The organism is Luteolibacter yonseiensis, assembly GCF_016595465.1.
In the GTDB taxonomy this organism is placed as follows: domain Bacteria; phylum Verrucomicrobiota; class Verrucomicrobiia; order Verrucomicrobiales; family Akkermansiaceae; genus Luteolibacter; species Luteolibacter yonseiensis.
In genome coordinates this window covers 376,084-402,043 of record NZ_JAENIK010000009.1, presented here as the reverse complement: position 1 = coordinate 402,043, position 25,960 = coordinate 376,084, and the positions used below count along the sequence as shown (strand labels likewise).

The 25,960-nt window shown below is 62.6% G+C and carries 22 protein-coding genes; 18 read left to right on the top strand and 4 right to left on the bottom strand.

Annotation, left to right across the window (positions count from 1 at the left end):
- Positions 1-164 precede the first annotated feature (164 nt).
- The 3 genes from JIN84_RS09245 to JIN84_RS09235 all read left to right on the top strand — a co-directional run bounded on the left by JIN84_RS09245 (position 165) and on the right by JIN84_RS09235 (position 3,022).
- Positions 165-620: a hypothetical protein gene (locus JIN84_RS09245; protein WP_200350029.1), complete on the top strand. Its 456-nt coding sequence runs from the start codon at positions 165-167 to the stop codon at positions 618-620.
- A 605-nt stretch (positions 621-1,225) separates the two neighbouring features.
- The gene (locus JIN84_RS09240; protein WP_200350757.1) at positions 1,226-2,518 is read left to right on the top strand and encodes a citrate synthase; all 1,293 of its coding nucleotides are present in this window, start codon (positions 1,226-1,228) and stop codon (positions 2,516-2,518) included.
- Between the two features lie 69 nt (positions 2,519-2,587).
- A complete protein-coding gene (locus JIN84_RS09235) occupies positions 2,588-3,022 on the top strand; it encodes a hypothetical protein (RefSeq protein ID WP_200350756.1) in 435 nt (144 codons plus the stop codon).
- A 340-nt stretch (positions 3,023-3,362) separates the two neighbouring features.
- Here JIN84_RS09235 and JIN84_RS09230 read toward each other — a convergent pair whose 3' ends face one another.
- Entirely contained in the window at positions 3,363-5,081 is a 1,719-nt protein-coding gene (locus JIN84_RS09230) for an RICIN domain-containing protein (RefSeq protein ID WP_200350755.1), read from the bottom strand.
- Between the two features lie 502 nt (positions 5,082-5,583).
- Between JIN84_RS09230 and JIN84_RS09225 the strand changes: the two genes are divergently transcribed.
- The 5 genes from JIN84_RS09225 to JIN84_RS09205 all read left to right on the top strand — a co-directional run bounded on the left by JIN84_RS09225 (position 5,584) and on the right by JIN84_RS09205 (position 8,919).
- Positions 5,584-5,892 carry a type II toxin-antitoxin system Phd/YefM family antitoxin gene (locus tag JIN84_RS09225; protein ID WP_200350754.1) on the top strand — a complete coding sequence of 103 codons (309 nt, stop codon included), beginning with the start codon at positions 5,584-5,586 and terminating at the stop codon, positions 5,890-5,892.
- Complete coding sequence (locus tag JIN84_RS09220; protein ID WP_200350753.1) at positions 5,889-6,224, top strand: type II toxin-antitoxin system RelE/ParE family toxin; 336 nt, start codon at positions 5,889-5,891, stop codon at positions 6,222-6,224. Before JIN84_RS09225 ends, JIN84_RS09220 begins: the two co-directional genes overlap by 4 nt.
- A 61-nt stretch (positions 6,225-6,285) precedes the next feature.
- Positions 6,286-6,966 (top strand): 2-C-methyl-D-erythritol 4-phosphate cytidylyltransferase, encoded by a 681-nt coding sequence (gene ispD, locus JIN84_RS09215; RefSeq protein ID WP_200350752.1) that lies wholly within the window; start codon positions 6,286-6,288, stop codon positions 6,964-6,966.
- The gene (locus JIN84_RS09210; protein WP_200350751.1) at positions 6,963-8,204 is read left to right on the top strand and encodes a M16 family metallopeptidase; all 1,242 of its coding nucleotides are present in this window, start codon (positions 6,963-6,965) and stop codon (positions 8,202-8,204) included. The genes ispD and JIN84_RS09210 overlap by 4 nt, the downstream gene beginning before the upstream one ends.
- Positions 8,205-8,214: 10 nt before the next feature.
- Positions 8,215-8,919: a YwaF family protein gene (locus JIN84_RS09205; protein ID WP_200350750.1), complete on the top strand. Its 705-nt coding sequence runs from the start codon at positions 8,215-8,217 to the stop codon at positions 8,917-8,919.
- A gap of 10 nt (positions 8,920-8,929) precedes the next feature.
- On the opposite strand, the gene JIN84_RS09200 is transcribed toward JIN84_RS09205, so the two are convergent.
- Together JIN84_RS09200 and JIN84_RS09195 are read right to left on the bottom strand one after the other, a co-directional pair.
- Positions 8,930-9,430, bottom strand: a complete 501-nt coding sequence (locus JIN84_RS09200) for a PIN domain-containing protein (RefSeq protein ID WP_200350749.1) — start codon at positions 9,428-9,430, stop codon at positions 8,930-8,932.
- Entirely contained in the window at positions 9,427-9,672 is a 246-nt protein-coding gene (locus JIN84_RS09195) for a UPF0175 family protein (protein WP_200350748.1), read from the bottom strand. Before JIN84_RS09195 ends, JIN84_RS09200 begins: the two co-directional genes overlap by 4 nt.
- Positions 9,673-9,771: 99 nt before the next feature.
- Between JIN84_RS09195 and JIN84_RS09190 the strand changes: the two genes are divergently transcribed.
- On the top strand, positions 9,772-10,782 hold the full coding sequence (locus JIN84_RS09190; RefSeq protein WP_200350747.1) for an alpha/beta fold hydrolase: 1,011 nt from the start codon (positions 9,772-9,774) through the stop codon (positions 10,780-10,782).
- A gap of 9 nt (positions 10,783-10,791) precedes the next feature.
- On the opposite strand, the gene JIN84_RS09185 is transcribed toward JIN84_RS09190, so the two are convergent.
- A complete protein-coding gene (locus JIN84_RS09185) occupies positions 10,792-11,022 on the bottom strand; it encodes a DUF2281 domain-containing protein (protein ID WP_200350746.1) in 231 nt (76 codons plus the stop codon).
- A 72-nt stretch (positions 11,023-11,094) separates the two neighbouring features.
- On the opposite strand from JIN84_RS09185, the gene JIN84_RS09180 reads away from it, so the two are divergent.
- From JIN84_RS09180 to mfd, 9 genes are all read left to right on the top strand, one after another.
- The gene (locus JIN84_RS09180) at positions 11,095-11,871 is read left to right on the top strand and encodes a class I SAM-dependent methyltransferase (protein WP_200350745.1); all 777 of its coding nucleotides are present in this window, start codon (positions 11,095-11,097) and stop codon (positions 11,869-11,871) included.
- A gap of 125 nt (positions 11,872-11,996) precedes the next feature.
- Positions 11,997-13,493 (top strand): OpgD/OpgG family glucan biosynthesis protein, encoded by a 1,497-nt coding sequence (locus JIN84_RS09175; protein WP_234043392.1) that lies wholly within the window; start codon positions 11,997-11,999, stop codon positions 13,491-13,493.
- Positions 13,469-14,059, top strand: a complete 591-nt coding sequence (locus tag JIN84_RS09170) for a DUF2267 domain-containing protein (RefSeq protein ID WP_200350743.1) — start codon at positions 13,469-13,471, stop codon at positions 14,057-14,059. The genes JIN84_RS09175 and JIN84_RS09170 overlap by 25 nt, the downstream gene beginning before the upstream one ends.
- On the top strand, positions 14,059-16,239 hold the full coding sequence (gene mdoH / locus JIN84_RS09165; protein WP_200350742.1) for a glucans biosynthesis glucosyltransferase MdoH: 2,181 nt from the start codon (positions 14,059-14,061) through the stop codon (positions 16,237-16,239). The genes JIN84_RS09170 and mdoH overlap by 1 nt, the downstream gene beginning before the upstream one ends.
- A 16-nt stretch (positions 16,240-16,255) precedes the next feature.
- A complete protein-coding gene (gene galK, locus JIN84_RS09160) occupies positions 16,256-17,440 on the top strand; it encodes a galactokinase (RefSeq protein WP_200350741.1) in 1,185 nt (394 codons plus the stop codon).
- 67 nt (positions 17,441-17,507) lie between these two features.
- Complete coding sequence (locus tag JIN84_RS09155; RefSeq protein ID WP_200350740.1) at positions 17,508-18,119, top strand: TetR/AcrR family transcriptional regulator; 612 nt, start codon at positions 17,508-17,510, stop codon at positions 18,117-18,119.
- 111 nt (positions 18,120-18,230) lie between these two features.
- Positions 18,231-21,434, top strand: a complete 3,204-nt coding sequence (locus tag JIN84_RS09150; protein ID WP_200350739.1) for an efflux RND transporter permease subunit — start codon at positions 18,231-18,233, stop codon at positions 21,432-21,434.
- A gap of 7 nt (positions 21,435-21,441) precedes the next feature.
- The gene (locus JIN84_RS09145; RefSeq protein WP_200350738.1) at positions 21,442-22,656 is read left to right on the top strand and encodes an efflux RND transporter periplasmic adaptor subunit; all 1,215 of its coding nucleotides are present in this window, start codon (positions 21,442-21,444) and stop codon (positions 22,654-22,656) included.
- A gap of 129 nt (positions 22,657-22,785) precedes the next feature.
- On the top strand, positions 22,786-25,953 hold the full coding sequence (gene mfd, locus JIN84_RS09140; RefSeq protein WP_200350737.1) for a transcription-repair coupling factor: 3,168 nt from the start codon (positions 22,786-22,788) through the stop codon (positions 25,951-25,953).
- Positions 25,954-25,960 lie beyond the last annotated feature (7 nt).

The following is a 25,960-nucleotide window of genomic DNA, read 5'->3' as shown; positions in this document are numbered from 1 at the left end:
CGCAACCCACGCGATCGCGTTTACGCCATCACGCGTGGCCCGCGAAAACACCCTACGCGATCGCGTCAACGCATTCACGTTTACGTGATTACGTCGAATTCAAAGCTTACAAAAACCGCCATCCGCGCTAGGGTTTGCCCATCGCCAACAGCAATCCCCTTTCCATGAAAATCATCACCCTCATCCGCCTCGCCCTCTGCGCCCTCCTCATCACCGCCACCGCCCACGCCGCACCCGCCGGCAAGCGCTTCGGAGGATTCGCCGCCAAACAAACCTTCACCCTCACCATCGAGGACAGGCAGTCCTTCGAAACCCAGGGCTCCGAAACCGTGGCAAGCTTCCGCATCCCCGCCGGCATCCCCCGCTTCAACGTCGGCCAGACCGTCAAGTTCACCATCGGCAGAAAAGGCGAGCTCAAGGGCCCCGGATTCTCCCTCCCCCTCGACCAGGACAACAGCGACTACAACCAATACAGCTCCGCCTCCACCGCCAAGAACCCCGCCCAAAACACCGCCCTCCTCACCAAGACCTCCGCCGGCACCACCCAACAGATCGTCATCTACTTCCGCGACGACACCACCACCGGCACCAGCAACACCGTCACCTACCTCCTCAAGTAACGAGTTCCCCGATCCCCCCGATCCCTCCGATCCCTCCGATCCCTCCGATCCCTCCGATCCCTCCGATCCCTCCGATCCCTCCGATCCCCCCGACTCCCCCAGACTCCCCCCCGGAGTTCCATAGCAAATCCCCAGCACCAACGGTGCGGAATGTGAAAGCCCAGGGCAAGCGCAGCGCCGCCCTGGGTTTTCCGCGTCAAGAAGAACCAAGTCCCGAAGGGACGACATCCCTGACGCGCCGCCCCACCCGATCGCCTCCCTCCGACCTCGGAGCCCCCGGAGTCCGGCGACAGAGCGCCCCGCTCCATGGAGGGGCGATACGCGATCGCCCTCTTCTGCAAAACCCCCACAACGAAAAATCCAAACCGGCATCACGCGGACTCCCTTCCACCGCACTCCTTGTCTTCCTCCGCTTCTTCCTCCGCTTCTTCCTCCGCGCCCTCCGCAACTCCGCGTTTCGATTCCTCTTCCCCCCACTCCCCATCCTCCTTCGCGACAGTCCCCGTCCATAAAATCCACTCATCCCCGATATGGCCGGAATTGGTTAAAATTCTTCACAATGGAAGCTGGCGTAACCGATTCGGTGGTGCCTAGGATCGCCCCGCATGAACGGAAAAGCGGAATTGATCATCGACGGCAAAACCCTGGAACTGCCGACTTTTACTGGAACTGAGAACGAAACCGGCATCGACATCGCCACCCTGCGGGCCAAGACCGGCTGCATCACGCTGGATCCGGGATACGGAAACACCGGTGCGTGTAAAAGCGCGATCACTTTCATCGACGGCGAAAAAGGCATTCTCCAATACCGCGGCTACGACATCGCCGAGCTCGCCCAGAAAAGCACCTTCATCGAGACCGCCTACCTACTCATCTACGGCGAACTTCCGACACCCGCCGAGCTCCAGGGCTTTTCCGACCTCCTGACGGAGAACCAGATGCTGCACCAGGACATGTTGCAGCACTTCGACGCCTTCCCGCCCAAAGCGCACCCGATGTCCATCCTCTCGGCGATGATTCATGCCTCATCCGCCTACCCTAGCATGAAGACCTACCGCAAGTCGCTCAAGGAAGCCTTCCCGATCCATGCGGCGCGCCTCATTTCCCAGACCCGCACCATCGCCACCTGCTCCTACCGCAAGGCCGCCGGACTGCCACCGAGCTATCCGAAAAGGGACCTCAAGTTCACCGAGAACTTCCTGCACATGATGTTCTCCCTGCCCGGCGAGGACTACGATCTCAACCCCGAGGTCGTCCGCGCGCTGGACCTCATCTTCCTCCTCCATGCGGACCACGAGCAGAACTGCTCCACCTCCACCGTCCGCATGGTCGCCTCCAGCCAGGCGAATGTCTTCGCCTCCGCCTCCGCCGGCGTCTGCGCGCTCTGGGGCCCGCTCCACGGCGGTGCGAACCAGGCCGTGCTCGAGATGCTCGAGCAGATCCACAGGGACGGCGACGACGGCAGCCAGTTCCTCGACCAGGTGAAGAACAAGGTCGGCAACCGCCGCCTCATGGGCTTCGGCCACCGCGTTTACAAGAGCTTCGACCCCCGCGCCGTCATCATCAAGGAACAGTGCGACAAGGTGCTCCAGCAGCTCAACGTTTCCGACCCGCTGCTCGACATCGCGAAAAAACTCGAGGAAGTCGCGCTCAACGACGACTACTTCATCTCCCGCAAGCTCTACCCGAACGTCGATTTCTACAGCGGCATCATCATGCGCGCCATCGGCATCCCGATGAACATGTTCACCGTGCTCTTCGCCATCGGCCGCATGCCGGGATGGGTCGCGAACTACAAGGAGGTCATGGACGATCCGGAAAGCCGCATCTCCCGCCCGCGCCAGATCTACACCGGCGAGACGCTCCGCTCCTACAAGCCGATCACCGAGCGGGCTTGATCCCGCCCCGCGGGTGTTCTCGTAAAAACCGGGGGTGGGGTACAGCCCCCCATTCAAACCCAACGCACCATGCTTTCCGAAAGATTCTGGTCGAATATCCTGCGGCTCGGCCTGCTGCTGAGCGCGTGCGGCTGGGGGATCTCGTTCTTTTTCACCTTCGCGCCGTGGCAGATGGCCGCGGACCAGCTTTGGGAAATGGGCTCGGCGGAGCGCATGCCTTATGACCCACAGCTGGACTACTGGCTGAGGATGGCGTCATCCGCATTCGGCTGCATCGGCATCGCCTCCGCGCTGGCCTGCGTGTCTCCCGCGAAGTTTCCCGGAATGATCCGCCTGCTCGGGCCCTTCCACCTCATCGTCGGCACCACCCTGGCGGTTTCCGCCCATTTGAACCACCTTGATCCGGTGCATCACCTCACCTACCGGGCGGACATCACGTTCTGTTTTGCGACGGCTTTCCTGATCCTCGCGCCACTGGTCCGGGAAGCGCGGAGGAAACCTTGAAAATCAAGGGACGTTTTTTCGCCACCACGGACATTTCTCCAGGACCACAGAAGTGGAAAGGAATCTTCATCACCAACGGTGCGGAATGTGGCAGCCCGGGGCAAGCAAAGCGCCGCCCCGGGATTGTGATGACCACTCCCGCGACGAGCCATGAAAGGACGGCATCCGTGGCGCTACGCACCGTCCTTGGTTTCGTCCCTTCAGGACTCTGTGATTCTCGCGCGCTTTTCCCGGGACGTTGTCCCGGTCTATCCCGTTCCGCACCGTTGGTGGTGGCTGCGGCAGACCGACGGAGCCGCCGAAGGCCCCGCCGGAACGTCCAACCTCTTTTAACGGACCGTCACATCGTCCGGATCCGTTCCAAGCTGAACAACTGCCGGTTGTAGTCGTTGCTTGGATATTGCCTGATGGGCGTTCCGTCCGCACCAGAACCACCGAAGACATCCCACACCATGCCGGAATGCTTGAAGTAGAGTTTGAACTTACCGCTGGGCAGGGGGAGCAGGCGGATCTTTTCGGACTGCGAGTCAGGACTATAGTCCCAGTAGATGGCGTCGGCACCCTCCGTCTGGGAGCCGCCATCCACCCCTACCGCCCGGTTTCCGTTCACATGGCTCGACATCCGCTCCCAACCCTCTCCGTTCGGGAAAAAATGCCACTTGAACGAATCGGTATTCCGCAGGGCGGACTGCACGATGGACGCTCCATTCGCCCCGTCCGACCCTTCCACCGCGACGTACTTGTTCGCGAGCGTCTTGATGCGGTATTCGCCCCACGGATGCAGGCGGAACAATTGTGAGCTGTTCGCGCTCCCGTCATCCGTCCATTGCTGGATCCTGCCGTTGTCATCCGTGTTCGAATCGGCGACATCCAGCACCTTGCCGCTCCCGAAGTTCTTGATCTTATACCAGCCGTCTCCGCTGTAAATCACGTCCCACATCTGGCTCTCATCCTTGTTATACATCCAGGTGTGCATCTGCGCGCCGTTCGATGTGGACTTCCCGACCGGACAGATGACGCGACCCGAGATACAGGAGACGATTTTGAAATGCGTGCGGTCCGGTGTGGGCATCAGAGCCCAGCGCTGGGTCTCTTCGTCATAGTCATAAGTCCACTGGTTGGACGCCGCACCATTGAAAATGATCGACGCGTTGCCTGGATTCAGTCCGATGGACTTGCCGCTCGTCTTGTTCACGATCATGAAATAGGGCAGCGGCTCCAGGGCGACGTTCATGCAGTCCCCCCAGAGGTCCACATCCCACTGCACGCTGGAGTTCAGCCACATGAATCCGCCGTTGCAAAGGCTGTTCTTGTTCCAGGTCCTGAATTTTTCGATGCAGACATCCGTGGTCACCTCATTCCCCCAAAGACCCGGCGTCACCCTGAAGCCACCGAAAAGATTGTTCCAGTCCGCGGGATTGTTATACTTTCCACCATCGTAACACTGCAGGTAGATCGCGTCGCAAGCAGCGCCCAGTTGCGATTTCACGCTCTGCCAGAAGGTCCTTGTCCCCCAGTTGTAGGGACACAGCGTGACCTTGTAGCCCATGTCGGCCAACATCCCGCCGAAGGCCGCCGCCGACGAGGCATGATAGGTTTTTTCGTCGTCGTATTGAATCGCGTCGATGCTCGGAAGCGCGTTGCGGATCGCACGGAAATTCCGATAGAGGATGCTGCCGCTGCCTGTCCCCTGCGAGGCGACGAGATCGCGGATGCTATCGAAGGCGCCGGATCCCCAAGAGCCGATGCAAAGTTCGATCCGGCCGATCCGACCGCCTTGTTTCACCGCTGCCAGCCGTAGCTCCCAATTCGAAGCGCCCACGTAACTGCCATTGGTCGCGATCAGACTGTCATTGTAATAGACATCTCCGTTGCTCTGGATTTTCGCGGTGAAGAGGAAGACCCGGTTGAAGCCGGAATCCTTGACACGTTGCTCGGTATCGGTGCCGAGAGGATAGAAGTCGTTTCCGACATACAGCCCCCGGATCCCCGCGATGGAGGCGGGAAGCGTGAGCAATAAGATCGCACAGATCGCGACAAAGGAATAAAATCGTCGCATGACGAAGCGTTGATCGTTTCCTTGTCCGGTTCGGATGTACATTTGCTGGGTTTTCATTTTATCAGGGTTTGAGTTTTGCCAAGGAAGGCATCTTCCAATCTGCCATCCCACAACGGTGGACCATTGGCTTGTTCTCCAGACGCCGCACCCATCGTCACTTATGTTTCACAAGGGACGATGGAGAACGTTTTTCAAACACAGGCCAGATCGATGGATATTGCGGGATAACGGAATATGGAAAAAGCTCCGTTGGGTTTGTCGCGGCGGGTTTCAATGTCCGCCTATAAATGACTGACGAGAATCTTCCGCCAACCCCGACAATGATTTTTACCGGCCAACGATTCACATCACGCCTCCCGCGGCAAACTCGTGACAGATATTCCGCAGTCCACCTCCCCGTCGGTTCCGGTTTGGGAAACGCCGGAAAAATCACGACACAGCCCGCTGGCAGGGTGAGAATATCTCCTAGCAAAACACGGAATCATGTGTTTCACTACGAAGCATGAGGATCGATCTCAAGGAAGATGTGATTAGCCTGACGGATTTCGCACGAAACACCAAAGAGCATGCCAAAGCACTCGCTCATGGCGGACGGGCGAGAATCCTGACCCAGAATGGCAAGGCGGCTGTCGTCGTGCTTTCTTTGGAAGCCTTTGAAAAAATGTCCCATGATGCGGAAGAGTACCAGATGGATCTCCGACTCCGGGCGGCATTGGAAAACTACGCCAAGGGGGATCGCGGTACGCCTTTGAACGAGGCGCTGGACCGTCTCCGCAAACGGGCTGAAAATCGACGCACGGAGCCACGATGAAGTTCGAATTGCGACTCTCATCAGAGGCGGAACGATCCATCGAAGACCAGCAGCTCTGGTATGAAGATGACGAGAAAAATGGCGGAATCCAACTCGCCAAACGCTGGTTGGATTCACTCCAAACAGCCTTGACGACTTTGGCGGAACATCCCGAACGCCACGGGTTCGCTCCAGAAAATGGCCGATGGAACCCGGAAATCCCCATCCGGCAATTGCGTTTCAAACCTTGGAAAACTCCCTCGGCGTGGCGTGTTCTTTACGTAGTCGATCCTGACCTGATGAGCGTCACGGTCTTGCAGATCCGTCATGAGAAACGACCACCGTTGTTCTAGCCAGGCACTCCCCTGAATTTGACACTTTGCGCGGCGGGACGAGCGCTGCTAAGAATCTCTCATGCCCGCGCCTGACATCACCCGCTCGTGTTCCGCGATCCTCGTGGCGGCCGGCTCCAGCCGGCGGATGGGTTTTGACAAGCTGGCCGTGGAACTGGCCGGAGTTCCGGTCCTGCGCCGGACGGTGGAGGCGTTTCTCGCGGCGGAATCCATCTCGGAGGTCGTCGTCGTATGTCCCGAGGAACGGTGGCGGTTGCTCGATGGCGGGGATTTCGCGAAACCCGTGAGACGGGTGGACGGCGGGGAGAACCGCCAGGACTCGGTGGTGGCGGGACTTTCCGCGCTCTCGCTGGAATCGAATTTCGTGGCGGTGCACGACGGCGCGAGGCCGCTGGTCTCGCCGGAGGACATCGACGCCTGCGTGGCGGAGGCGGTGGAATACCGCGCCGCCGCCCTCGCCCGCCGGGTGACGGAGACGCTCAAGCGCTCGGACCCGCTGGATTTCTCCACCGAGGGTGTGTCACGCGAGCAGCTCTGGTTCATGGAAACGCCGCAGGTTTTTGAAATCCGGCTGCTGGTGGATTCCTACGCGGATGTCGCCAGCAGGAACCTGACCGTGACCGACGAGGTCTCGGTGATGGAGGCCGTGGGCGTGCGGGTGAAGCTGGTGGAATCCCGGCACCCGAACCTGAAGATCACCACGCCCGCGGATCTCGCGCTGGCGGAAGCAATTTTACGATGAGCAAAGCAATCTACGAATGGCGCCAACTCCCCAATGGCCCGCGCCTGGCCGTCGCAACCCTCCCGGATTCGGAATGTGCCGCGCTCTCGATCTACATCCCCGCAGGCAGCCGGGATGAGTCCGGCCTGCCCGCCGGGGTGGCGCATTTCGTGGAGCACATGGTCTTCAAGGGCACGGCCCGCCGCAGCGCGCGGGAACTGAGCTTCGAGATCGAGAACGCGGGCGGCCAGCTCAACGCCAGCACCTCGGAGGACCAGACGGTCTACGAAGGGCGCGGCGAGGCGGACCTGATGCCCGTGCTCGCGGACGTCCTCTGCGACATGGTGTGGCACGCGACGTTTCCCGAAAACGAGATCGCCCTGGAGCGCGAGGTCATCGGCGAGGAAATCACGATGTACAAGGAGTCTCCCGCGGACCACATCGGCGATCTCATTTCGGACGCTCTCTGGAGCGGCCATCCGCTCGGCAACCCGATCTCCGGCACGCTGGAATCCATCGCGGAAATCCACCGCGCGACGCTCTCGGACTTCAGGGACCGCCACCATTTCCGCAACGACATCGTCATCGCCGCCGCCGGGCCTTTCACGACGGACGAGATCCTCGCGCTGGTGACTCCCCACCTGCCGGAACGCTTTCATGAAGCCACGGCGCCCGTGCCGTTCGACCGGGAGAAGGCCGCACCCCGCACCGTCACCGACGAGCGCGAGACGGACCAGCTCCAGCTCGCGCTGGCATGGCACGCGCCGGGGCGGCATTCGGAATCGCGGCACGCGCTGCGGATGCTGAGCATGATGCTCGGGGAATCCGCCAGCTCGCGGCTCTTCCTCGAACTGCGCGAGGAGCGCGGCCTGTGCTACCAGATCAGCAGCGACGTGACGTTCTTCGACGAGACGGGCGCGTTTGAAATCAGCGCGGGACTGGACCCGGAATCGCGCGACGAGGCGCTGGCCTGCATCCGGCGCGAAATCGACGACCTTGTTTCCAACGGTCCCCGCGCGGGCGAGCTGGACCGGGCGAAACGCCTGACCATCGCACAGAGCAAGCTGGCGTTCGAGTCCACCGGATCGCACGCGGCATGGGCGGGCGAGGGGCTGCTCGACTTCGGCCACATCCCCTCCCCCGAGGATTGGCGGGCGAAGATCCTCGCCGTCACCGATGCGGACGTGCAGGCGGCGGCGCGAGCGATTTTCCACGGCAAAGAACCCTCCATCGCGGAGATCGGTGAAAATGCGAACTGATTGAAACCCCATGATCGCGGCGATAACACCCCAGGCATTCCACCCGTTTTCCCAACAGCACTACGCCGCGCTGGCGGTGGGGGCCGTGGTCGCCGCCGCCTTCCTGCTGGCGGGCAAACGGGGCGAGGCCAGCCGGCGGCGGGCGACGCTGCTGCTGGCGTTCATCAATTTCAGCGTCTATCCGCTCAGCCTCGCCGCATGGCTCTCGCTGGATCAGGAAAAGGCGTGGGACAACCTGCTGCCCTTCCACCTCTGCGACGTGGCGGCCATCGCCGCCGGGGTGGCGCTGGTCACGCGCCGGCCGCTCTTCTGCGCGCTGACGTATTTCTGGGGGCTCGCCGCGACCATCCAGGGCCTCATCACCCCCGCCCTCACGGTGGGATTTCCCGCGCCGCCCTACATGATGTTTTTCGTGCATCACTTCGCCGTCGTCATCGCCGCGCTCTACCTGCCGATCATCACCGGCTGGCGTCCGAAGCTGCCGATGTGGCGCAGTCCGCTGGAGGTGATGGGATGGTCGGTGCTCTACCTCTTCTTCGCCATGACGGTGAACAAGCTGCTGGGCAGCAACTTCGCCTTCGCCACCCACCCGCCAAGCAACCCGAGCCTCATCGACCACCTCGGGCCGTGGCCGTGGTACCTGTTCTCCATGCTCGGCCTCGCCACGGTGTTCTACCTGCTGCTGGCCCTGCCGTTTGTGGGGAGGAAGAGATAGTTTCCCGGGATCAGTCTTCCCCAGCCGCGGCAAGGCAGGCGGCGACAAGATTCGGCCCTAAAAAATATCCACCTCGGACCATGCCTTCAAGATGTGGTCTGACGTAATCTATCATTCCCCGGCGTTTCGCCTCCAGCAGCAAGCCAGCGGTTCCCTTCACCTCAAGGCCATAGACCCGTGAAGCGATCCGGCGCGCCCTCCTCTCGTCGATCAACACAGAGGAAAGGCCAAACCGGAGCGCGGTGGCAATGACCGCCGCTTCTCCCGAATCGAGTTCCGCGAGAAGCAGCCTGTCCGGCTGAACCTGCAATGGAACAATATGAGCCCGCCCGAGAGCCAGTTCCAGCCGGTCACCGTCAGGCGAATCCTTGGCCACCAATTCAAGGTGAACCTCCTTCGGAATGAGAACCTCGGGAAACAATTCAAATGGCAGCCACTCGAGCCGGACCCGCGCGAGGCCGATGAGAGGCCCGGTATTGCATACCACGGGATGGGCGAAAATGGAATTCATGCGAATTCCGCGACCAGTTCATCATCTGAAAGCTCCGCCACGGGCAACCCCAGTTTACCTGCTTCGAATAAAAAGCCAACCCGCGTGAGACCGCACATTTCCGCGGCCTGACCCGAACTGAGCTCACCCAGTTCGAAGAATTTCATCGCCAACAAAAACCGGCTCCGAAGTTGCAGCGACGCGAGATCCTTGGAATGCAGGAGCAGCGAATCAGGAACCGGAATCTCGACTGTCGCGGACATGACAAAAAGTCGCACGTATCTGACAAGGAGACAAGTCCGCAAACACTTCCCGTTTCCTTAAGTTGCACCCCACTAAATCCCGGGCACATTGCGGGCATCATGAGATCCACCGCCCTTTTCATCACGGCATGCCTGTTTCCGATCGCATCCCCCGCCCGGGCGCAGGATGCCGGACTGGAGAAAATCCCGGCGCTGGACGCCACGCTCGCCGGATACGCCTATCCGTTCGAAGTGAAGACCCTGCCGCTCACCGAGCAGGGCCGCGCGTTGTCGATGGCCTACATGGATCTGAAACCGGAGGGAACGCCGAATGGGAAAACCGTGTTGCTGCTGCACGGCAAGAATTTCTCCGGAGCCTACTGGGAGCGCACCGCCAAGGACCTTTCCACCCGCGGGTTCCGGGTGGTGATTCCCGACCAGATCGGGTTCGGGAAATCCAGCAAGCCGGTGGACATCCAATACAGCTTCCAGATGATGGCGGCACAGACCAAGACGCTGCTGGACCACCTGGAGCTGGAAAGCGTGGAAGTGGTCGGCCACTCGATGGGCGGCATGGTCGCCACCCGCTTCGCCCTGATGTTTCCCGATCTGACGGAGAAGCTGGTGCTGGTGAACCCCATCGGTCTGGAGGATTGGAAACGCAAGATCCCCTACCAGAGCATCGATGAGGCGACGGCGGCCGAGATGAAGAAGACACCGCAGGATGTGAAGGACTACATGCGGAACGTCTACTTCGACGGCAAATGGAAGGACGAATATGACAGCCTGCTCACCGTCCAGGCGGGCTGGTTGAAAGGGGCCGACAAGGCGACGCTCGCACGCGTGACCGCGCTGACCTCGGACATGGTGGTCACGCAGCCGGTCTTGTATGAATTCCCCGACATCAAGGAACCCACGCTGCTCGTCATCGGCGAACGGGACAGGACCGCCATCGGGAAAAACCTCGCCTCGAAGGAGGTCGCGGCGACGATGGGGCAGTATCAGGAACTCGGTAAAACGACCGCCGCCGCCATCCACGGAGCGAAACTCGTCGCCCTGCCGGGAGTGGGCCACATGCCGCAGGTGGAGGCCTATGACGAGTATTTCAAGGCACTGGTGGATTTCTTGTGAGGCGCAGTCTCATGCGGTGTAATCCTTGAAATCATCCAACGGCTCATCGAAATCAGGAGAAAGGGAGATTTTTCCCGCTAAACACCCGAAACCTTTCAAGGCTGGTGGGGCGGCATCCCCGCCTCCCACAGGCTCCAACTCCGCTTTCACACGAATCCGCCGGTTCCGCCAAGCCTCGGGCAACGGCAGATGCACCGTGCCATCAGCGTCCGGTTTGAAAATCGCCGTGATCGTGTTCATGCCCCTGAATATACCGGTCCTTACCCATTTGTCACGCTTTGCAATCCCTCCGGCATCCGCCATCCTCACCGCATGTCACAACCTTATCTTTCGCTGGAAGCCGAGCTTCATGATGCTTTCTGGGACGCGGAGGACGATGGTTCCGAGGTCCGGCTGATGGCGGATTTCCTGAAAAAATTCCCCGGCCCGGCGCTGGAGATGGGGGCCGGGTCCGGACGCCTGATCTATCCGCTCATCCGGATGGGTCTTGAAGTGGAGGGTGTGGAACTCTCGCTCGACATGCTGGAGCTTGGCAGGGAACGGGCGGAAAAAACAGGCATCCGCCCGGCGATCCACCAGGGCGACATGGCCGTCTGGAATGACGGCAGGAAATTCTCCTCGCTGCTCGCCCCGGCGTTCACCCTCCAACTGGCGGCGGATCCGGCGGCCGTGCTGAAGCATTGGCACTCGCTTTTGGAAAACCATGGCGGACTCTATCTGACGGTCTTCATGCCCTATGCGGAGCTGCTGGGCGACCTGCCGGAGAACGAGTGGTATGTGGACCACAAGGTGACCCTAACAGATGGCCGAGAAGGATTGTTGGAAACCCGGCACCGCCTGGATCACGAGCGCCGGCAGGTGACACGGGACCACCGCTACACCCTGACCGGAGATCCCCCGCAAACCCACCTCTCGCAACAGGTGATCCGCTGGATCGAACACACGGAAATGCTGTCCCTGCTGGAGCAATGTGGTTTCCGCATGGACCGGTTTTTCGTGGATTTCGATCCGGACCGCAGGGTGGCGGACCCGGACCGCATCGATTTCGACGGTATCCTGACCTATCATGCGACGCGGTTGCCGGATTGATGCCGATTTTTTGAAAGAATTCCAAATCGCCATTCTTGACGGCGAGTCCGCATCAGCTCTATTACCTTGCTGTGCCAAGGAATTTCATATCGCTCGCAATCTTAGGAACTTTGACGTCTTCCGCGTTGTGCCAGACCTGGGAAAGGGAGGATGTGGGATTTGAAAGCATCCAAAGCCGCGCGCGGGATCTTGCGAACAAGCCATATGTGGCTCCGAACCGCGACAGTCTGCCGGCCTGGATGAACGACCTGAGCTACGACCAGTACCGCGACATCCGCTTCAATCCGACGCAGGCGCTGTGGGCCGCGGAGAAGCTGCCGTTCCGCGCGATGTTCTTCCACCCCGGCTACCTTTTCCGCGAGCCGGTGACGCTGAATGAATTCACCAGCACCCACCAGCAGCAGATCCGCCTGTCCGAGGCGTTCTTCAACTACGGCCCGCTCATCAGCAAGCACGGCGATCTCCCGGCGGACGGCGGCTTCGCCGGATTCCGCCTGCACGCGCCGATCAACAATCCCGACTACTTCGACGAGCTCGCCGTCTTCCAAGGTGCCAGCTACTGGCGCGCGCTCGGGAAGAACCAGCGCTACGGCATTTCCTCACGCGGCCTCGCGGTGAACACCGGCGTCGAGGGCTCCCCGGAGGAGTTCCCGAACTTCCGCGAGTTCTGGCTGCGCAAGCCCGAGGAAAAACACACGCAGGCGGTGGTCTACGCCCTGCTCGACGGCCCGTCCTACTCGGGCGCCTATCAGTTCAAGATCTCTCCGGGCAACGCCACCATCGTGGATGTGAAGGCCGTGCTCTTCGCCCGCAGCGAGGTGAAGCGCCTCGGCATCGCGCCGATGTCCAGCATGTTCTGGTTCGGTGAGAACTCCCGCCGCAGGTTCGACGACTTCCGCCCGGAGGTCCACGACTCCGACGGCCTCGCCATCCGCACCGGCACCGGCGAGCGCCTCTGGCGTCCCATCTCGAACGACACCGGGAAAGTGGATTTCAGCAGCTTCGACATGGAGAAGTGCGACGGCTTCGGACTGCTCCAGCGCGACCGCAGCTTCACCAACTACGAGGATGCCGAGGCCGCCTACCAGATGCGCCCGTCGCTCTGGATCGAGCCGACCTCCGACTGGGGTCCGGGCCGGGTGACCCTGATGGAGATCCCGACGACCAACGAACTCTCCGACAACACGGTGGCCCTGTGGGAACCGGCGAACACGCCGAAGCCCGGCGACCGCATCGAGTTCTCCTACCGCCAGCACTGGACCACCGACGCGGATCCATCCCAGGCGGACGGCCACGTGGTCGCCACCCGCACCGGCGTGCATGACTGGCAGAAGGAGCAGCGCACCATCGCTGTGGAATTCGCAGGAAACGGTCTCAACCAGCAGAGCGAAACCGCCCTCACCCCGCTGGTGCAGGCCGTCGGCCCCGGGGCTGAAAAAGTCAAGATCCAGGGCGTGACCGTCCAATCCCTGCCCGAAGGCCGCTGGCGCGTGGCCTTCCAGGTCGCACCATCCGCCGAAGGCGGCAAGCTGGCGGATGTCGGCCCGGTCGAACTGCGGTGCTGCCTCAAGCGCGGAGAAAATTTCCTCACCGAGACATGGGCTTACCGCATCACTCCTTAAACACCCTGAGACCTCTCAGCGAGGGGGAGCTCAATGAGTGGGAAGAAGCTTACGCCGCCGTCGAAGCCTATCTCCAGGCACTGCGCTTGAGAAACCGCCTGCTCGTCGCGGAACTCGTCCGCGGCATCCTGTGGCGCGCCTCCGCCCGCCGCGTCAACGAACCGGACAAACCCGCGCGTTTCCTCGCGATGGAGGAAGCCTTGTCCGAAGTGGCGGAGTGGACGCAGGACGTGCTGGACGTCCCTCTCGAAAACCGCCGCCTCGCCGCGCGCGGCCGCCTCGCCCTGCTGCTCGCCGGCATGCCCGGACACTGGCAGGGCGTTTTCCTCACCCCCGCGCCGTGGCCGCCCGAGTTCGTGGACGCCATGAAAAAATCTTACCTCGCCGCCGGCCCCCGCTTCGCCGAGCTGACGATGGTGCCCAAACCGCTTGAATTCAACGCCATCGGCAGCGGTGCCGCGCAGTGGTGGGAAACGATGGACCGGCGGCCCATCATGGGTTTCATGTTCACCGGAGTCATCATCTCCCTGATCGCCGTGATCGTCTGGTATTTCCTGTTGGACTGATGGATAACTCCCAAACACCCGCCCGCGAGACGACGAAACCCTTTTTCGGCGGTTTCCGCACCTTTCTCCGCCGCACGATTTTCTTCGGCGGCGTCCTGATCGTCAACATCGCCGCCTCGCTCTGGCTCACGGACTTGTTCTGGCTGATGGGTTTCCAGAAGGCGCATTACCCGCTGCTGGTGATCTTCATCATCCTCAACGGCCTGCTGACCCTCGGGTCCTTCCACGCGATCTTCGGAGCCATCGACATGCTGCTCGGCCGCAAGCAGTCGGTGCGCATCAGCAAGCTCGCGGATGGCAAAACCGGTCCGCTGGAAAAACGCCACGCCGTGGTCATGCCGGTTTACAACGAGGACAGCGTGAAAACCTGCGCCCGCATCGAGGCCATCTACCGCTCGATCGAAGCCACCGGCAATCTCGATTCGTTCGATTTCTTCATCCTCAGCGACACCCGCGACCTGAACCTGTGGGTGATGGAGGAGACCTCCTGGACGAACCTCTGCCGCCAGCTCGGCGGATTCGGCCGCATCTACTACCGCCGCCGGAAAACCAACGAGAACCGCAAGGCGGGGAACATCGGCGACTTCGTCCGCACCTGGGGCGGCAACTACGAGTCCATGCTGGTGCTCGACGCGGACAGCCTGATGGATGGCGCGGACATCGTGAAAATGACGCGCATCATGGAGGCCTACCCACGGCTCGGCATCCTCCAGACACCGCCGAAGCTCATCCGCGGCTCGTCCGTTTTCACCCGGCTCCAGCAGTTCGCGATGCGGCTCTACGGCCCGCTTTTCATCCGCGGCCTGAATTTCTGGCAGCTCATGGGCGGCAGCTACTGGGGCCACAACGCGCTCATCCGGGTGCAACCGTTTTCCGAATTCTGCGAACTCCCCGCGCTGCCCGGCCGCGAGCCGTTCGGCGGCCGCATCCTCAGCCACGACTTCGTGGAAGCCGCGCTGATGGTCAGCCAGGGCTGGGAGGTCTGGCTGGCGTGGGATATCGAGGGCACCTTCGAGGAAGCCCCGCCGACGCTGGTGGACCACCTCATCCGCGACCGCCGCTGGTGCCAGGGGAACCTCCAGCACATGTGGCTCATCTTCGCCCGCAAGCTGCCGTTTTCCGTCCGGATGCACCTCTTCATGGGCATCATGGCCTATCTCGGCAGCCCGGTCTGGTTCCTTTTCCTCGCCCTCGGCACCTGGGTCGCCTGGGACCGCGCCCGCAGCGACCTGAGCCAGCTGCCGTTTGAAAACTACGCCGCCCGCTGGTTCGACATCAACGGCGTCCAGCAGAGCCTCATCCTCACCGGCGTCATCTTCGGCCTGCTGTTCCTGCCGAAGATCCTCGCCGTCATCGGCGGCCTGCTCACCCCGAGCATCCGCCGCTCCTTCGGCGGCGGCTTCCGCATCATCTTCGGCGCCATTTTTGAAACAATCGTCTCCATGCTGCTCGCACCCTGCATCATGGTCGCCCACACGCTCATGGTCCTCAGCATCATCGCCGGACGCGCGGTCGGCTGGGGGAACCAGAACCGCGAGACGGACGGCACCTCATGGGGCGACGCGTTCCGCTTCCACGCGCCCCAGACCATCCTCGGCATCGCGTGGACCGGGGTGGCCGTCACCATTGGCTACACCTCGAAAAACCCCGCCGGATTCGTGTCGAAATACGCGTTCGTCCTGTGGATGACCCCGATCCTGCTCGGCCTGCTGCTGGCCGCCCCCGTCTCCGTCTGGACCAGCCGCACCCGCTACGGCAAGGCGCTGCTGAAGCACAAGCTCCTCGCCACGCCGGAGGAAATCAGTCCGCCGTCCGTCATGACGCTCGCGGACAACGCCACCGCCGCCGTGGATTCCGCGCTGGACGCCTCGGTGGAGGGCCGCATCGGCGTCGTCGCCGCCGTGGTCGATCCCTATGTCAACGGCGTGCACGTCTCGCTGCTCGAACACTCCGAACTCACCGCCGCCGACGAGGCGCTGGCGGAACGCTGCCTCAGCGAAGGGCCGGGAGGTCTCTCGAAAAACGAACTTTCCGAACTGCTTTACCTTGCCCCCGCGATGCTCATGATGCACCGCGCCGTCTGGCTCCGCTCCACCGAAGGCATCCACAGCGTATGGACACAGGCGGTCGAAAGCTACCGCCGCCGCCTCGACCACACGCCCCACGCCGAATCCAACTAATCCCGCCCCTTTTTCCATGCTCCAGCTCAATCCAGACCTTGCCGACCTCGTGTCCGACGCCGCCGCCGGCCTGGCGGAACGCTTCCACGCCACCGCCTCGATCACCGCCGCCGCGCCGGGCCGCGTGAACCTCATCGGCGAGCACATCGATTACTGCGACGGCTTCGTCATGCCCTTCGCCATCGACCGCTACATCGTCATCGCCGGTTGTGCGAACGGAACCAACGAGGCGCGCGTGACCTCCGCGCTGGGACCGGACATCGCGATCCTGGATCTCTCCACACCACAGGAAGTCGGCGAGCCGAAATGGGCGAACTACATCCGCGGCGTGGTCCGTGGCTTCCAGGACCGCGGCCACCACGTCCCGGGCTTCGACGCCTACATCCTTTCCTCCGTCCCCGGCGGCGCGGGACTCTCCTCCTCCGCCGCGCTCGAGTGCGCCACCGCCACCTTCCTGGAAGGCCTGCTGGACACCGTGCTCGACACCCGCGAGAAGGCCCTCCTCTGCCAGAAAGCCGAGCACGACTTCGCCCACGTCCCGTGCGGCATCATGGACCAGTTCGCCTCCGCCTTCGGCAAGCCGAACCGCCTCGTCCTCATCGACTGCCGCAGCGGCGAACCGGAACTCGTCCCTTTTGAAAATCCCGACCTCACCGTGCTGATCTCCAACACGATGGTCCACCACGAGCTTTCCGACGGTGGCTACGCCGCCCGCCGCAAGCACACCGAGGACGGCCTCGCCACCCTCGGCAAAGGCTCATGGCGCGACGTCACCGCCGCCGACGTACAGGCGAACTGGGAAGCCCTCGGCGATCCCGTGAACCGCCGCTCCCGCCACGTCGTCGGGGAAATCTCCCGCACCATCGCCGCCGCCGCCGCGCTCGCTAGGAACGACTTCGAAACCCTCGGCCCGCTCATGGCCGCCAGCCACGACTCCCTGCGCGACGACTTCGAGGTCTCCTGCAAGGAGCTCGACATCCTCGTCGAGATCGCCCGCAAGATCGGCCGCAACGGCGGAGTCATCGGCGCGCGCATGACCGGCGGAGGCTTCGGCGGATCCACCGTGACCCTCTGCGAATCCCGCAAGGCCTCGGAAATCGCCGCCACCCTCAGCGCGGAATACGAAAAAGCCACCGGCATCAAGCCACAGATCTTCGCCTCCCGCCCGTCGCTCGGCGCGCATCTGATCGGCAAGCCGTAATCCGCCCCCTTCCGACCGTGGAATTCTTGAAGTTGACTGATCGGTCAAATTGAACTATCGGGTAGCCATGGCACGGGTAAGTGATGCGAAACAGCGGTTGATGGACGCCGCCAATGACCTGATGTGGGAAAGCAGCTACGCTTCCACATCGGTGGACGCCATTTGCGAACGCGCGGGAGTGAAAAAGGGCAGCTTCTACCACTTCTTCGAATCGAAGTCCGACTTGTCGGTCGCGGCCCTGGAAGCTGACTGGCAGATGAAAAAGCCGGATCTCGACGCCATTTTCTCGCCCACTGTCCCACCGATCGAACGTTTCGAACGTTATTTCAAGAGGGCGCTGAACAAGCAAACCGCGCTGCAGGATAAGACCGGGAACGTCCTCGGCTGCCCGCTTTTCACGCTTGGCGCGGAAGTCAGCACGTTGGATCAGGCGATCCGGGCGAAGGTCGAGGAGATCCTCGGAGAACACGTGAAGTACCTGACTTCCGCCGTGCGTGACGCCCAAGCGGGTGATTTGATCCGTCCGGGAAATGCGGGAGAGAAGGCCCGGACGATTTTCACCTGTTATCAGGGAACGATGATGCTGGCCCGCATCCAGAACGATCTCGAACCGCTGCGCAGGCTTACGGATCAGGTTTTCGACATGCTCGGAGTCGGGAGCGGAGCCATCAACGCCTGAGCGGCCCGGAACCCCGGTATCGGGATTTCCGAAAATTTTATGTTGCGGGCAAGGCTCTTCGCATTTTACTAGACGACCAGTCAACTATTTCACCTCCGACGCTTTTTCCCCATGTGGATTGTCAAACTCGCCCTCAACCGGCCCTATACGTTCATCGTTCTCGCCCTGCTCATCCTGATCATGGGCGGCGTGGCGATCGTGCGCACGCCGGTGGATATCTTTCCGAACATCAACATCCCGGTGGTGAGCGTGGTCTGGGACTACGACGGCCTTTCCCCCGAGGAAATCTCACAACGGATCGCCGGCAGCTATGAGCGGGTGCTGACCACCACGGTCAATGACATCGAACACACCGAATCGCAGTCCTTCCGCAGCCGGACCGTGGTGAAGGTGTTCTTCCAGCCCGGAGTGAACATCGATCTCGCCATCTCGCAGATCACCGCTGTCTCACAAACGATGCTGCGGAACCTGCCGACAGGAACGACGCCGCCGCTGATCATCACCTACAGCGCTTCCAGCGTCCCTGTCGTCCAGCTGGCGATGAGCGGCGACACCGCCACCGAGCAACAGATCAACGACCAGGCCATGACATTCGTCCGGCCGGAGCTGACCACGCTTCCCGGCGTCGGCATCCCGTTCCCCTACGGCGGGAAGACCCGCCAGGTCATGGTGGACATCGATCCGGAGAAACTGCAGAGCAAGGGACTCGCCCCCATCGATGTGGTCAACGCGGTGAGCGCCCAGAACCTCATCATTCCCGGCGGCACTGCCAAGATCGGCGGCATCGAGTACGACGTCAGCCTGAACGGCAGCACGCAGACGGTGGAGGAGCTCAACCACCTGCCGGTCAAAACCATCAACGGTTCCGTGGTCTATGTGGGCGATGTGGCCCATGTGCGGGACGGCTTCCGCGATCAGACCAACATCGTCCGCAAGGATGGCAAACGCGCCGTCCTTCTCTCGGTGATCAAGACGGGCACCACCTCCACGCTGGAAATCGTGGACAGCGTCTTGAAAAAACTGCCCCACGTGCAGGACCTGCTGCCCCAGGGAATCAAGATCGGTTCGCTGTTCGACCAGTCGGTGTTCGTGCGGGCCGCGGTTCACGGCGTGGTGGTCGAGGCGGTCATCGCGGCGTGTCTGACGGCGCTGATGATCCTGCTTTTCCTCGCCGACTGGAGGGCGACCGTGATCATCGCCATTTCCATCCCGCTTTCCATCCTCTCCTCGCTGTTCGTTCTCAGCATGCTTGGGGAAACGATCAACCTGATGACCCTCGGCGGCCTGGCGCTGGCGGTGGGGATCCTGGTCGATGACGCCACCGTCACGATCGAGAACATCGACCAACACCTTGCCATGGGCAAGCCGTTGCGGGAGGCCATTCTGGACGGCGCCCACCAGATCGCCACTCCCGCGTTCGTCGCCACGCTCTGCATCTGCATCGTGTTCGTCCCCATGTTTCTTCTGTCGGGAGTGGCGCGCTATCTGTTCGTGCCGTTGGCCGAGTCGGTGGTGTTCGCGATGCTCGCTTCGTATATCCTTTCGCGGACGCTCATCCCCACCCTCGCCGCTTATCTGCTGAAGGATCACGACCACGAAGCCGCCACACGGAAGCCGCGCGGGATCTTCGCTCCGCTGATCCATTTCCAGCGCGCCTTCGAGCGGCGCTTCGAGAGCGCGAAGAATTCCTATCAGAACATCCTCGAGAGCCTGCTGAGGCATCGCGCCATCTCGATCTGCGTCTTCCTCTTCCTGTGCCTGGGCAGCCTGCTGCTCTACCCGGTTCTCGGCCAGGACTTCTTCCCATCGGTGGATGCGGGCCAGATCCGCATGCACGTCCGTGCCAAAACCGGCATCCGCATCGAGGAAACCGCACGCCTCACCGACGAGATCGAGAAGAAGGTCCGCGCCATCATTCCCGAGGAGGATCTCGACGGCATCCTCGACAACATCGGCATTCCCACCAGCGGCATCAACACCTCGTATTCGAACAACGGGACATTCGGCACCGGCGACGCGGAGGTCCTGATCTCGCTGAAAAAAGGACACAAGCCCACCGAGGATTACGTGCGGCAGATGCGCCTGGAACTTCCGAAGAGTTTTCCCGGCACCTCCTTCTTCTTCCAACCGGCCGACATCGTCAGCCAGATCCTGAACTTCGGCCTGCCCTCGCCCATCGATGTCCAGATCATGGGCAAGGACGTGCCGAAGAATTTCGCGGTCGCCACCCGGCTTCAGGAAAAAATGCGTAACATCCCCGGCCTGGCGGACGTCCACATCCAGCAGACGTTCGACAGCCCGCGCCTCGACATCGCGGTGGACCGCAGCAAATCCACCCAGCTCGGACTGACCCACCGCGACGTCGCCAACAGCCTGTTGGTCAGCCTCAGCGGCAGCGGCCAGACCACCCCCACCTTCTGGCTGAATCCGAAAAACGGCGTCGTTTACAACCTCATGTCCAAGGTGCCGCAGCAACGCATCGATTCCATCCAGGACATCGAGAACTTCCCGATCCGCAGCTCCAGCGATGCCACGCAGCCGCCCCAGATCCTCGCCAACATGGCGGACATCAGCCGCAGCAACACCCCCGGCACGGTGAGCCACTACAACGTGCAGACGGTCGTCGATGTCTATGCCACGCCACAGGACCGGGATCTCGGCGCGATCGCCAGGGATGTCAGGAAGGCCATCGCCGAAGTGGAAAAGGAGCTACCCAAGGGCAGCACCATCGTTCTCCGCGGCCAGGCCCGGACGATGCAGGATTCGTTCACCGGCCTTGGCTGGGGGATGATCGGTGCCATCGTGCTCGTCTACCTGCTCATCGTGGTGAATTTCCAGTCGTGGACGGATCCCCTGATCATCATTTCCGCCCTGCCCGGCGCCCTCGCGGGTACGGCATGGATGCTGTTTTTCACCCGGACCACCGTGAGCGTTCCCGCGCTGATGGGGATGGTCATGTGCATCGGGGTGGCCACCGCGAACAGCATTCTCGTGGTTTCCTTCGCCAAGGAACTCTTTGAGAAAAATGGCGACGCCTTCCGGTCCGCGCTCGAAGCCGGCACCACCCGCATGCGTCCGGTGCTGATGACCGCGATGGCGATGATCATCGGGATGATCCCGATGGCCCTCGGCCTGGGAGAAGGCGGCGAACAAAACGCCCCTCTTGCGAGAGCCGTCATCGGCGGCCTGAGTCTGGCCACGGTGGCGACCCTCTTCTTTGTGCCGGTGATTTTCTTCGCCGTCCGCGGCAGGAAATCGAAAACCGGCGGTCCGCTTCTTCCCACAACGGAACAGTCCCATGAAATCCCAGCCTGAAACTCCCATGAATCCACAACCAAGCGCGCCCCCGGCGGACGATCGGAAAAAGGCCTTCCCCTTTTTAGGGCTCATCCTGTTGGCACTCCTGGTGGCAGGCGCCTTCTTCTATGTTTCCGCGCAAAGGGCCAAAGCGGAAGATGAGGTCGTGAAAATGACCCGCGAACTCGCCATTTCCTCCGTGCAGGTGGTGAGTCCGTCCGCAGCGAAGGCCGACGGGGCGATCGTGCTGCCCGGCAACGTCACGCCTTATGCCGACACCCCGATTTTCGCCCGCACCGATGGTTACGTGAAGCGCTGGCTGGTGGAACTCGGAGCCACGGTGAAAAAGGGGGACCTTCTCGTAGAGCTGGAGGCACCGGAGCTCGGCCAACAGATCAGGCAGGCGGAAAGCCTCGTCGCCCAGGCCTCGGCGAGGGCCGCCCTTGCGGAGTCTTCCAACAAACGCTTGAAAACACTCGTCGAGCGACACGCGGTGTCCTTGCAGGAGGGTGATGAAAAGGCGGGAGAGGCCGCAGCCACCCAAGCCGACCAGCGCGCCCAAGAGGCGAATCTCGCGCGGCTGGAACAACTGAGGTCATTCCAGCAAATCACCGCGCCGTTCGATGGCAAGGTCACGGCGCGCAACGTCGAGGTCGGCGACCGCATCACCTCCTCGGGCGGGACCAGTTCCAGCCGCCCCGAACTCTACCGGATCACCCAGGACAACATTCTGCGCATTTACGTCAGCGTTCCGGAAACCTATGCCTCCCGGATCAAAGAGGGCCAGAAAGCCACGGTGAGCCTCGCCTCCGCCAAGGGAACGGAAGTCGAAGGCAAGGTGGTGAGGACGTCGGGAACGATCGACCAGCAGTCCCGCACCATGCTCACCGAGGTCCAGGTGGACAATGACCGCCACCTCTACCTCGCCGGCGGCTATGCCACCCTTCGTTTTCCTCTCCCGGCCTCGGAAAATCCCAATGTCCTTCCCGTCAACACCCTCCTCTTCCGTCCGCAGGGAACCGTGGTGGGACTGGCGGTGGGTGAGGAAGGCAGGCAGACCGTCCAACTGAAAAAGGTCGGACTCGGACGCGACCTTGGCTCCGAGATCGAGGTGGTCGCCGGACTCGATCCGTCGGACCGCGTCATTCTCAATCCATCCGACTCGCTTCAGGACGGCGACCGGATCAAGGTGGTGGTGCCGGAGAAAGCCGGTGACGGAACAACCGCGAAAACGCATTGAACGCCCGACCCTCCGGCATCGGGATCGGGCAGGCTCCCCGGCAGAACGGACCTCGCTTCCTGTCTCCCCCCACGGGAGATCCCGCTTGCGGCTACGGGGAATAGGCGGTAAGTGAGCCGCGTGTCCCGCATGGACGATACCGCTCACGACTGGCTGCGCCGGGCCGTGACGCAGCCGGATTTCGCTGCTCGTCTGGCCCCCTTGGCCAAGGGCGATCGGGAAGTCGTGCTCGACCACTCCGCCGAGGCATCGCACGCGTTTCTCGCGGCCATCGTCGTGCTTGCGGCGAGGGACCGGAAAAAGACGCGGCTCTGGCTGGTTTCCGACATGCCGCGCCATCGCGAGCGGCTGGCGTCCGAACTCGAACTCTGGGGCGTGACCGGCCTCGTCCTGCCGGAAGGTCCGGTGGAAACCGGGGACGGCACCATCGCCGATCCCGAGTCCGCCGCCGAGTGGTTCGCGGTGTTGGAGATCCTCGCCCGCTCGGAAAGCTGCGTGGTCATCTGCGGCAGCGACGCCTTTTCCGGCAAGGCCCCCTCGCCCGCCGCGCTGCGGGCCAGCCGCACCCCGTTGAAACCCGGCGCTCCCCTCGATCCCGCGGAGCTGGCGAAATCGCTCGCCGATCACGGCTACGAGCGCGTGCCCACCGTCACCGGGCGCGGCCAGTTCGCGGTGCGCGGCGGCATCCTCGACCTTTTCGCCTGGCAGGCCGCGAAGCCGCTGCGGCTGGAGTTTTTCGACACCGACCTGGAATCCATCCGCGAGTTCGACCTGGACTCGCAGGCATCGACCAAAAAACTCACCGAGTCCGACCTCCTGCTCGCCGAGCCATCGTCGGAGGCGACGGTGGCCGACTACCGCCGGAAAACCGACCTCATCGTTTCCTTCGGCGCGGACATCGCCAGGCCGGATGTCCGCATCCTGGAAAACGCGGCGGAATACAACAGCGAGGAGGATTTCACTCTGGCCTGCTTCGGCAGCCCGCTCGGCACCTTCGAGGCGGGGGACTTCGTGCTGGAGGAAACCCGGCGCGAGAATTTCTTCCGCCAGCTCAACGAGTGGCGGCGCGGCGGCTGGGACATCGCCATGGTCTTCGGCAACAAGGGCGAGGAGGAGCGCTTCGCCGAACTCGCGGGGAAGGACCTGCAGCGCGACCTCGGGCTGATCCCGGTCCGTGGCGAGCTGCTGGCGGGATTCACCGTGCCGGTTTCAAAGCTGGCCGTGCTTTCATCATCGGAACTCTTCGGCCGCTACCGCACGCCCGGCGGGCCACGGCGGTCGCTGCTGGACAAGGCCCGCGCCGCCCGGTCCCGGGCGACGGTGGATGAGATGGAGGAGGGCGACCTCGTCGTCCACTACGAGTATGGCATCGGCCGGTTCAAGGGCATCCAGCAGGGCGACGAGGGCGACGAACTGGTCCTGGAATACAAGGACGGTTCGCTGCTCGGAGTGCCGCTGGAACAGGCCCACCTCGTCGGGAAATACGTCGGCCTCGGCGGCAAGACTCCGGAACTCACCAAGCTCGGCGGCACCGCATGGAAATCCGCGCGCAAGGCGGCGGAGAAATCCATCCTCGACTACGCCGCGCAACTGCTCCGCGTGCAGGCCGAGCGGCAGGCGGAGGAAGGATACGCCCACCCGCCGGACACGAAATGGATGTGGGAGTTCGAGCGGTCGTTCCATTACACCGAGACGCACGACCAGCGCCGCGCCATCGAGGAAACCAAGCTCGACCTGGAATCCACCCGCCCGATGGACCGCCTCGTCTGCGGCGATGTGGGATTCGGCAAGACCGAGGTCGCCATCCGCGCCGCGTTCAAGGCGGTGACCAGCGGCAGGCAGGTCGCCATCCTCGTGCCGACCACCGTGCTGGCGGAACAACACTGGCGCACCTTCCGCGAGCGCATGTCAGACTACCCGGTCAGGATCGACCTGCTGAACCGCTTCCGCACCGCCGCCGAAATCCGCGACACCATCGCCGGGCTGGAGAACGGCCGGGTGGACATCGTCATCGGCACCCACCGGCTGGTTTCGGGCGATGTGCGTTTCAAGAATCTCGGCCTCGTCGTGGTCGATGAGGAACAGCGCTTCGGCGTGGCGCATAAGGAAAAATTCAAGCAGCTCTTCCGCCAGGTGGACGTGCTGACGCTCTCCGCCACCCCCATCCCGCGCACGCTCTACATGGCGCTCATGGGCGCGCGCGACATGTCCACCATCGACACGCCGCCGCCGAACCGGGTGCCCGTCTCCACCACCGTCTGCGCCTACGACGAGCGCGTCATCCGGGATGCCATCCGCCGCGAAATGAAACGCGGCGGCCAGGTGTTTTTCCTCCACAACCGGGTGAAGACCATCGACCTGATGGCATCGAAAATCCGCCAGTTGGTGCCCGAGGCCCGCATCCTCATCGGCCACGGCCAGATGGACAAGGACGACCTGGAAGTGGTCATGCACACTTTCGTGAAGGGCGAGGCGGACGTCCTGCTCGCCACCACCATCATCGAGACCGGCATCGACATCCCGAACGCGAACACCATCCTCATCGACCGCGCGGACCGCTTCGGCCTGGCCGACCTCTACCAGCTCCGGGGCCGTGTCGGCCGGGCCGGGGAGAAGGCCTACGCCATCCTGCTGCTGCCACGCGACATGATGACCGTGGGGGACGCGCGGAAGCGCATCAACGCCATCAAGGAATACACCGCGCTCGGTTCCGGCTTCAAGATCGCCATGAAGGACCTGGAAATCCGGGGAGCCGGCAACCTCCTGGGGACCAAGCAGTCCGGCCACATTTCCCAGATCGGGTTCGAGCTGTATTGCCAGCTCCTGCGCCAGTCGGTGGACCGGCTCAAGGGCCGCAAGGACGCGCCGCGCGGCGAGACAGGCTTCAAGGCGGACTTCATCTGCACCAGCGAGGCGGCCTACGCGAAGGAGGACCCCAGGCAGGTCCTGCCCGCCTTCCTGCCCGCCGCCTGGCTGGAGGAGACCAAGGTCCGCATCACCGCCTACCGCGAAATTTCCGAAGCAGGAACGGAGCGGGCCATCAACGCCTTGGAAAAATCCTGGCGGGACCGCTTCGGCCGCATCCCGGAGGCCGCCGCGAGGCTGCTGGAAATCACCCGCATCAAGGCCCTCGCCGCGGCGGAGGGCATCGCCTCGGTGGAAATCCAGGGCCAGCGGCTGATGCTGCACCGCAATGGCGACTACATCCTCCTTGAAGGTCGCAGGTTTCCCCGCTTGCAATCCGCCTCTCCACAGGGAAAGCTAGCCGAAGCAGTCACCTTGCTGCAGAACTTCTGACATCCTC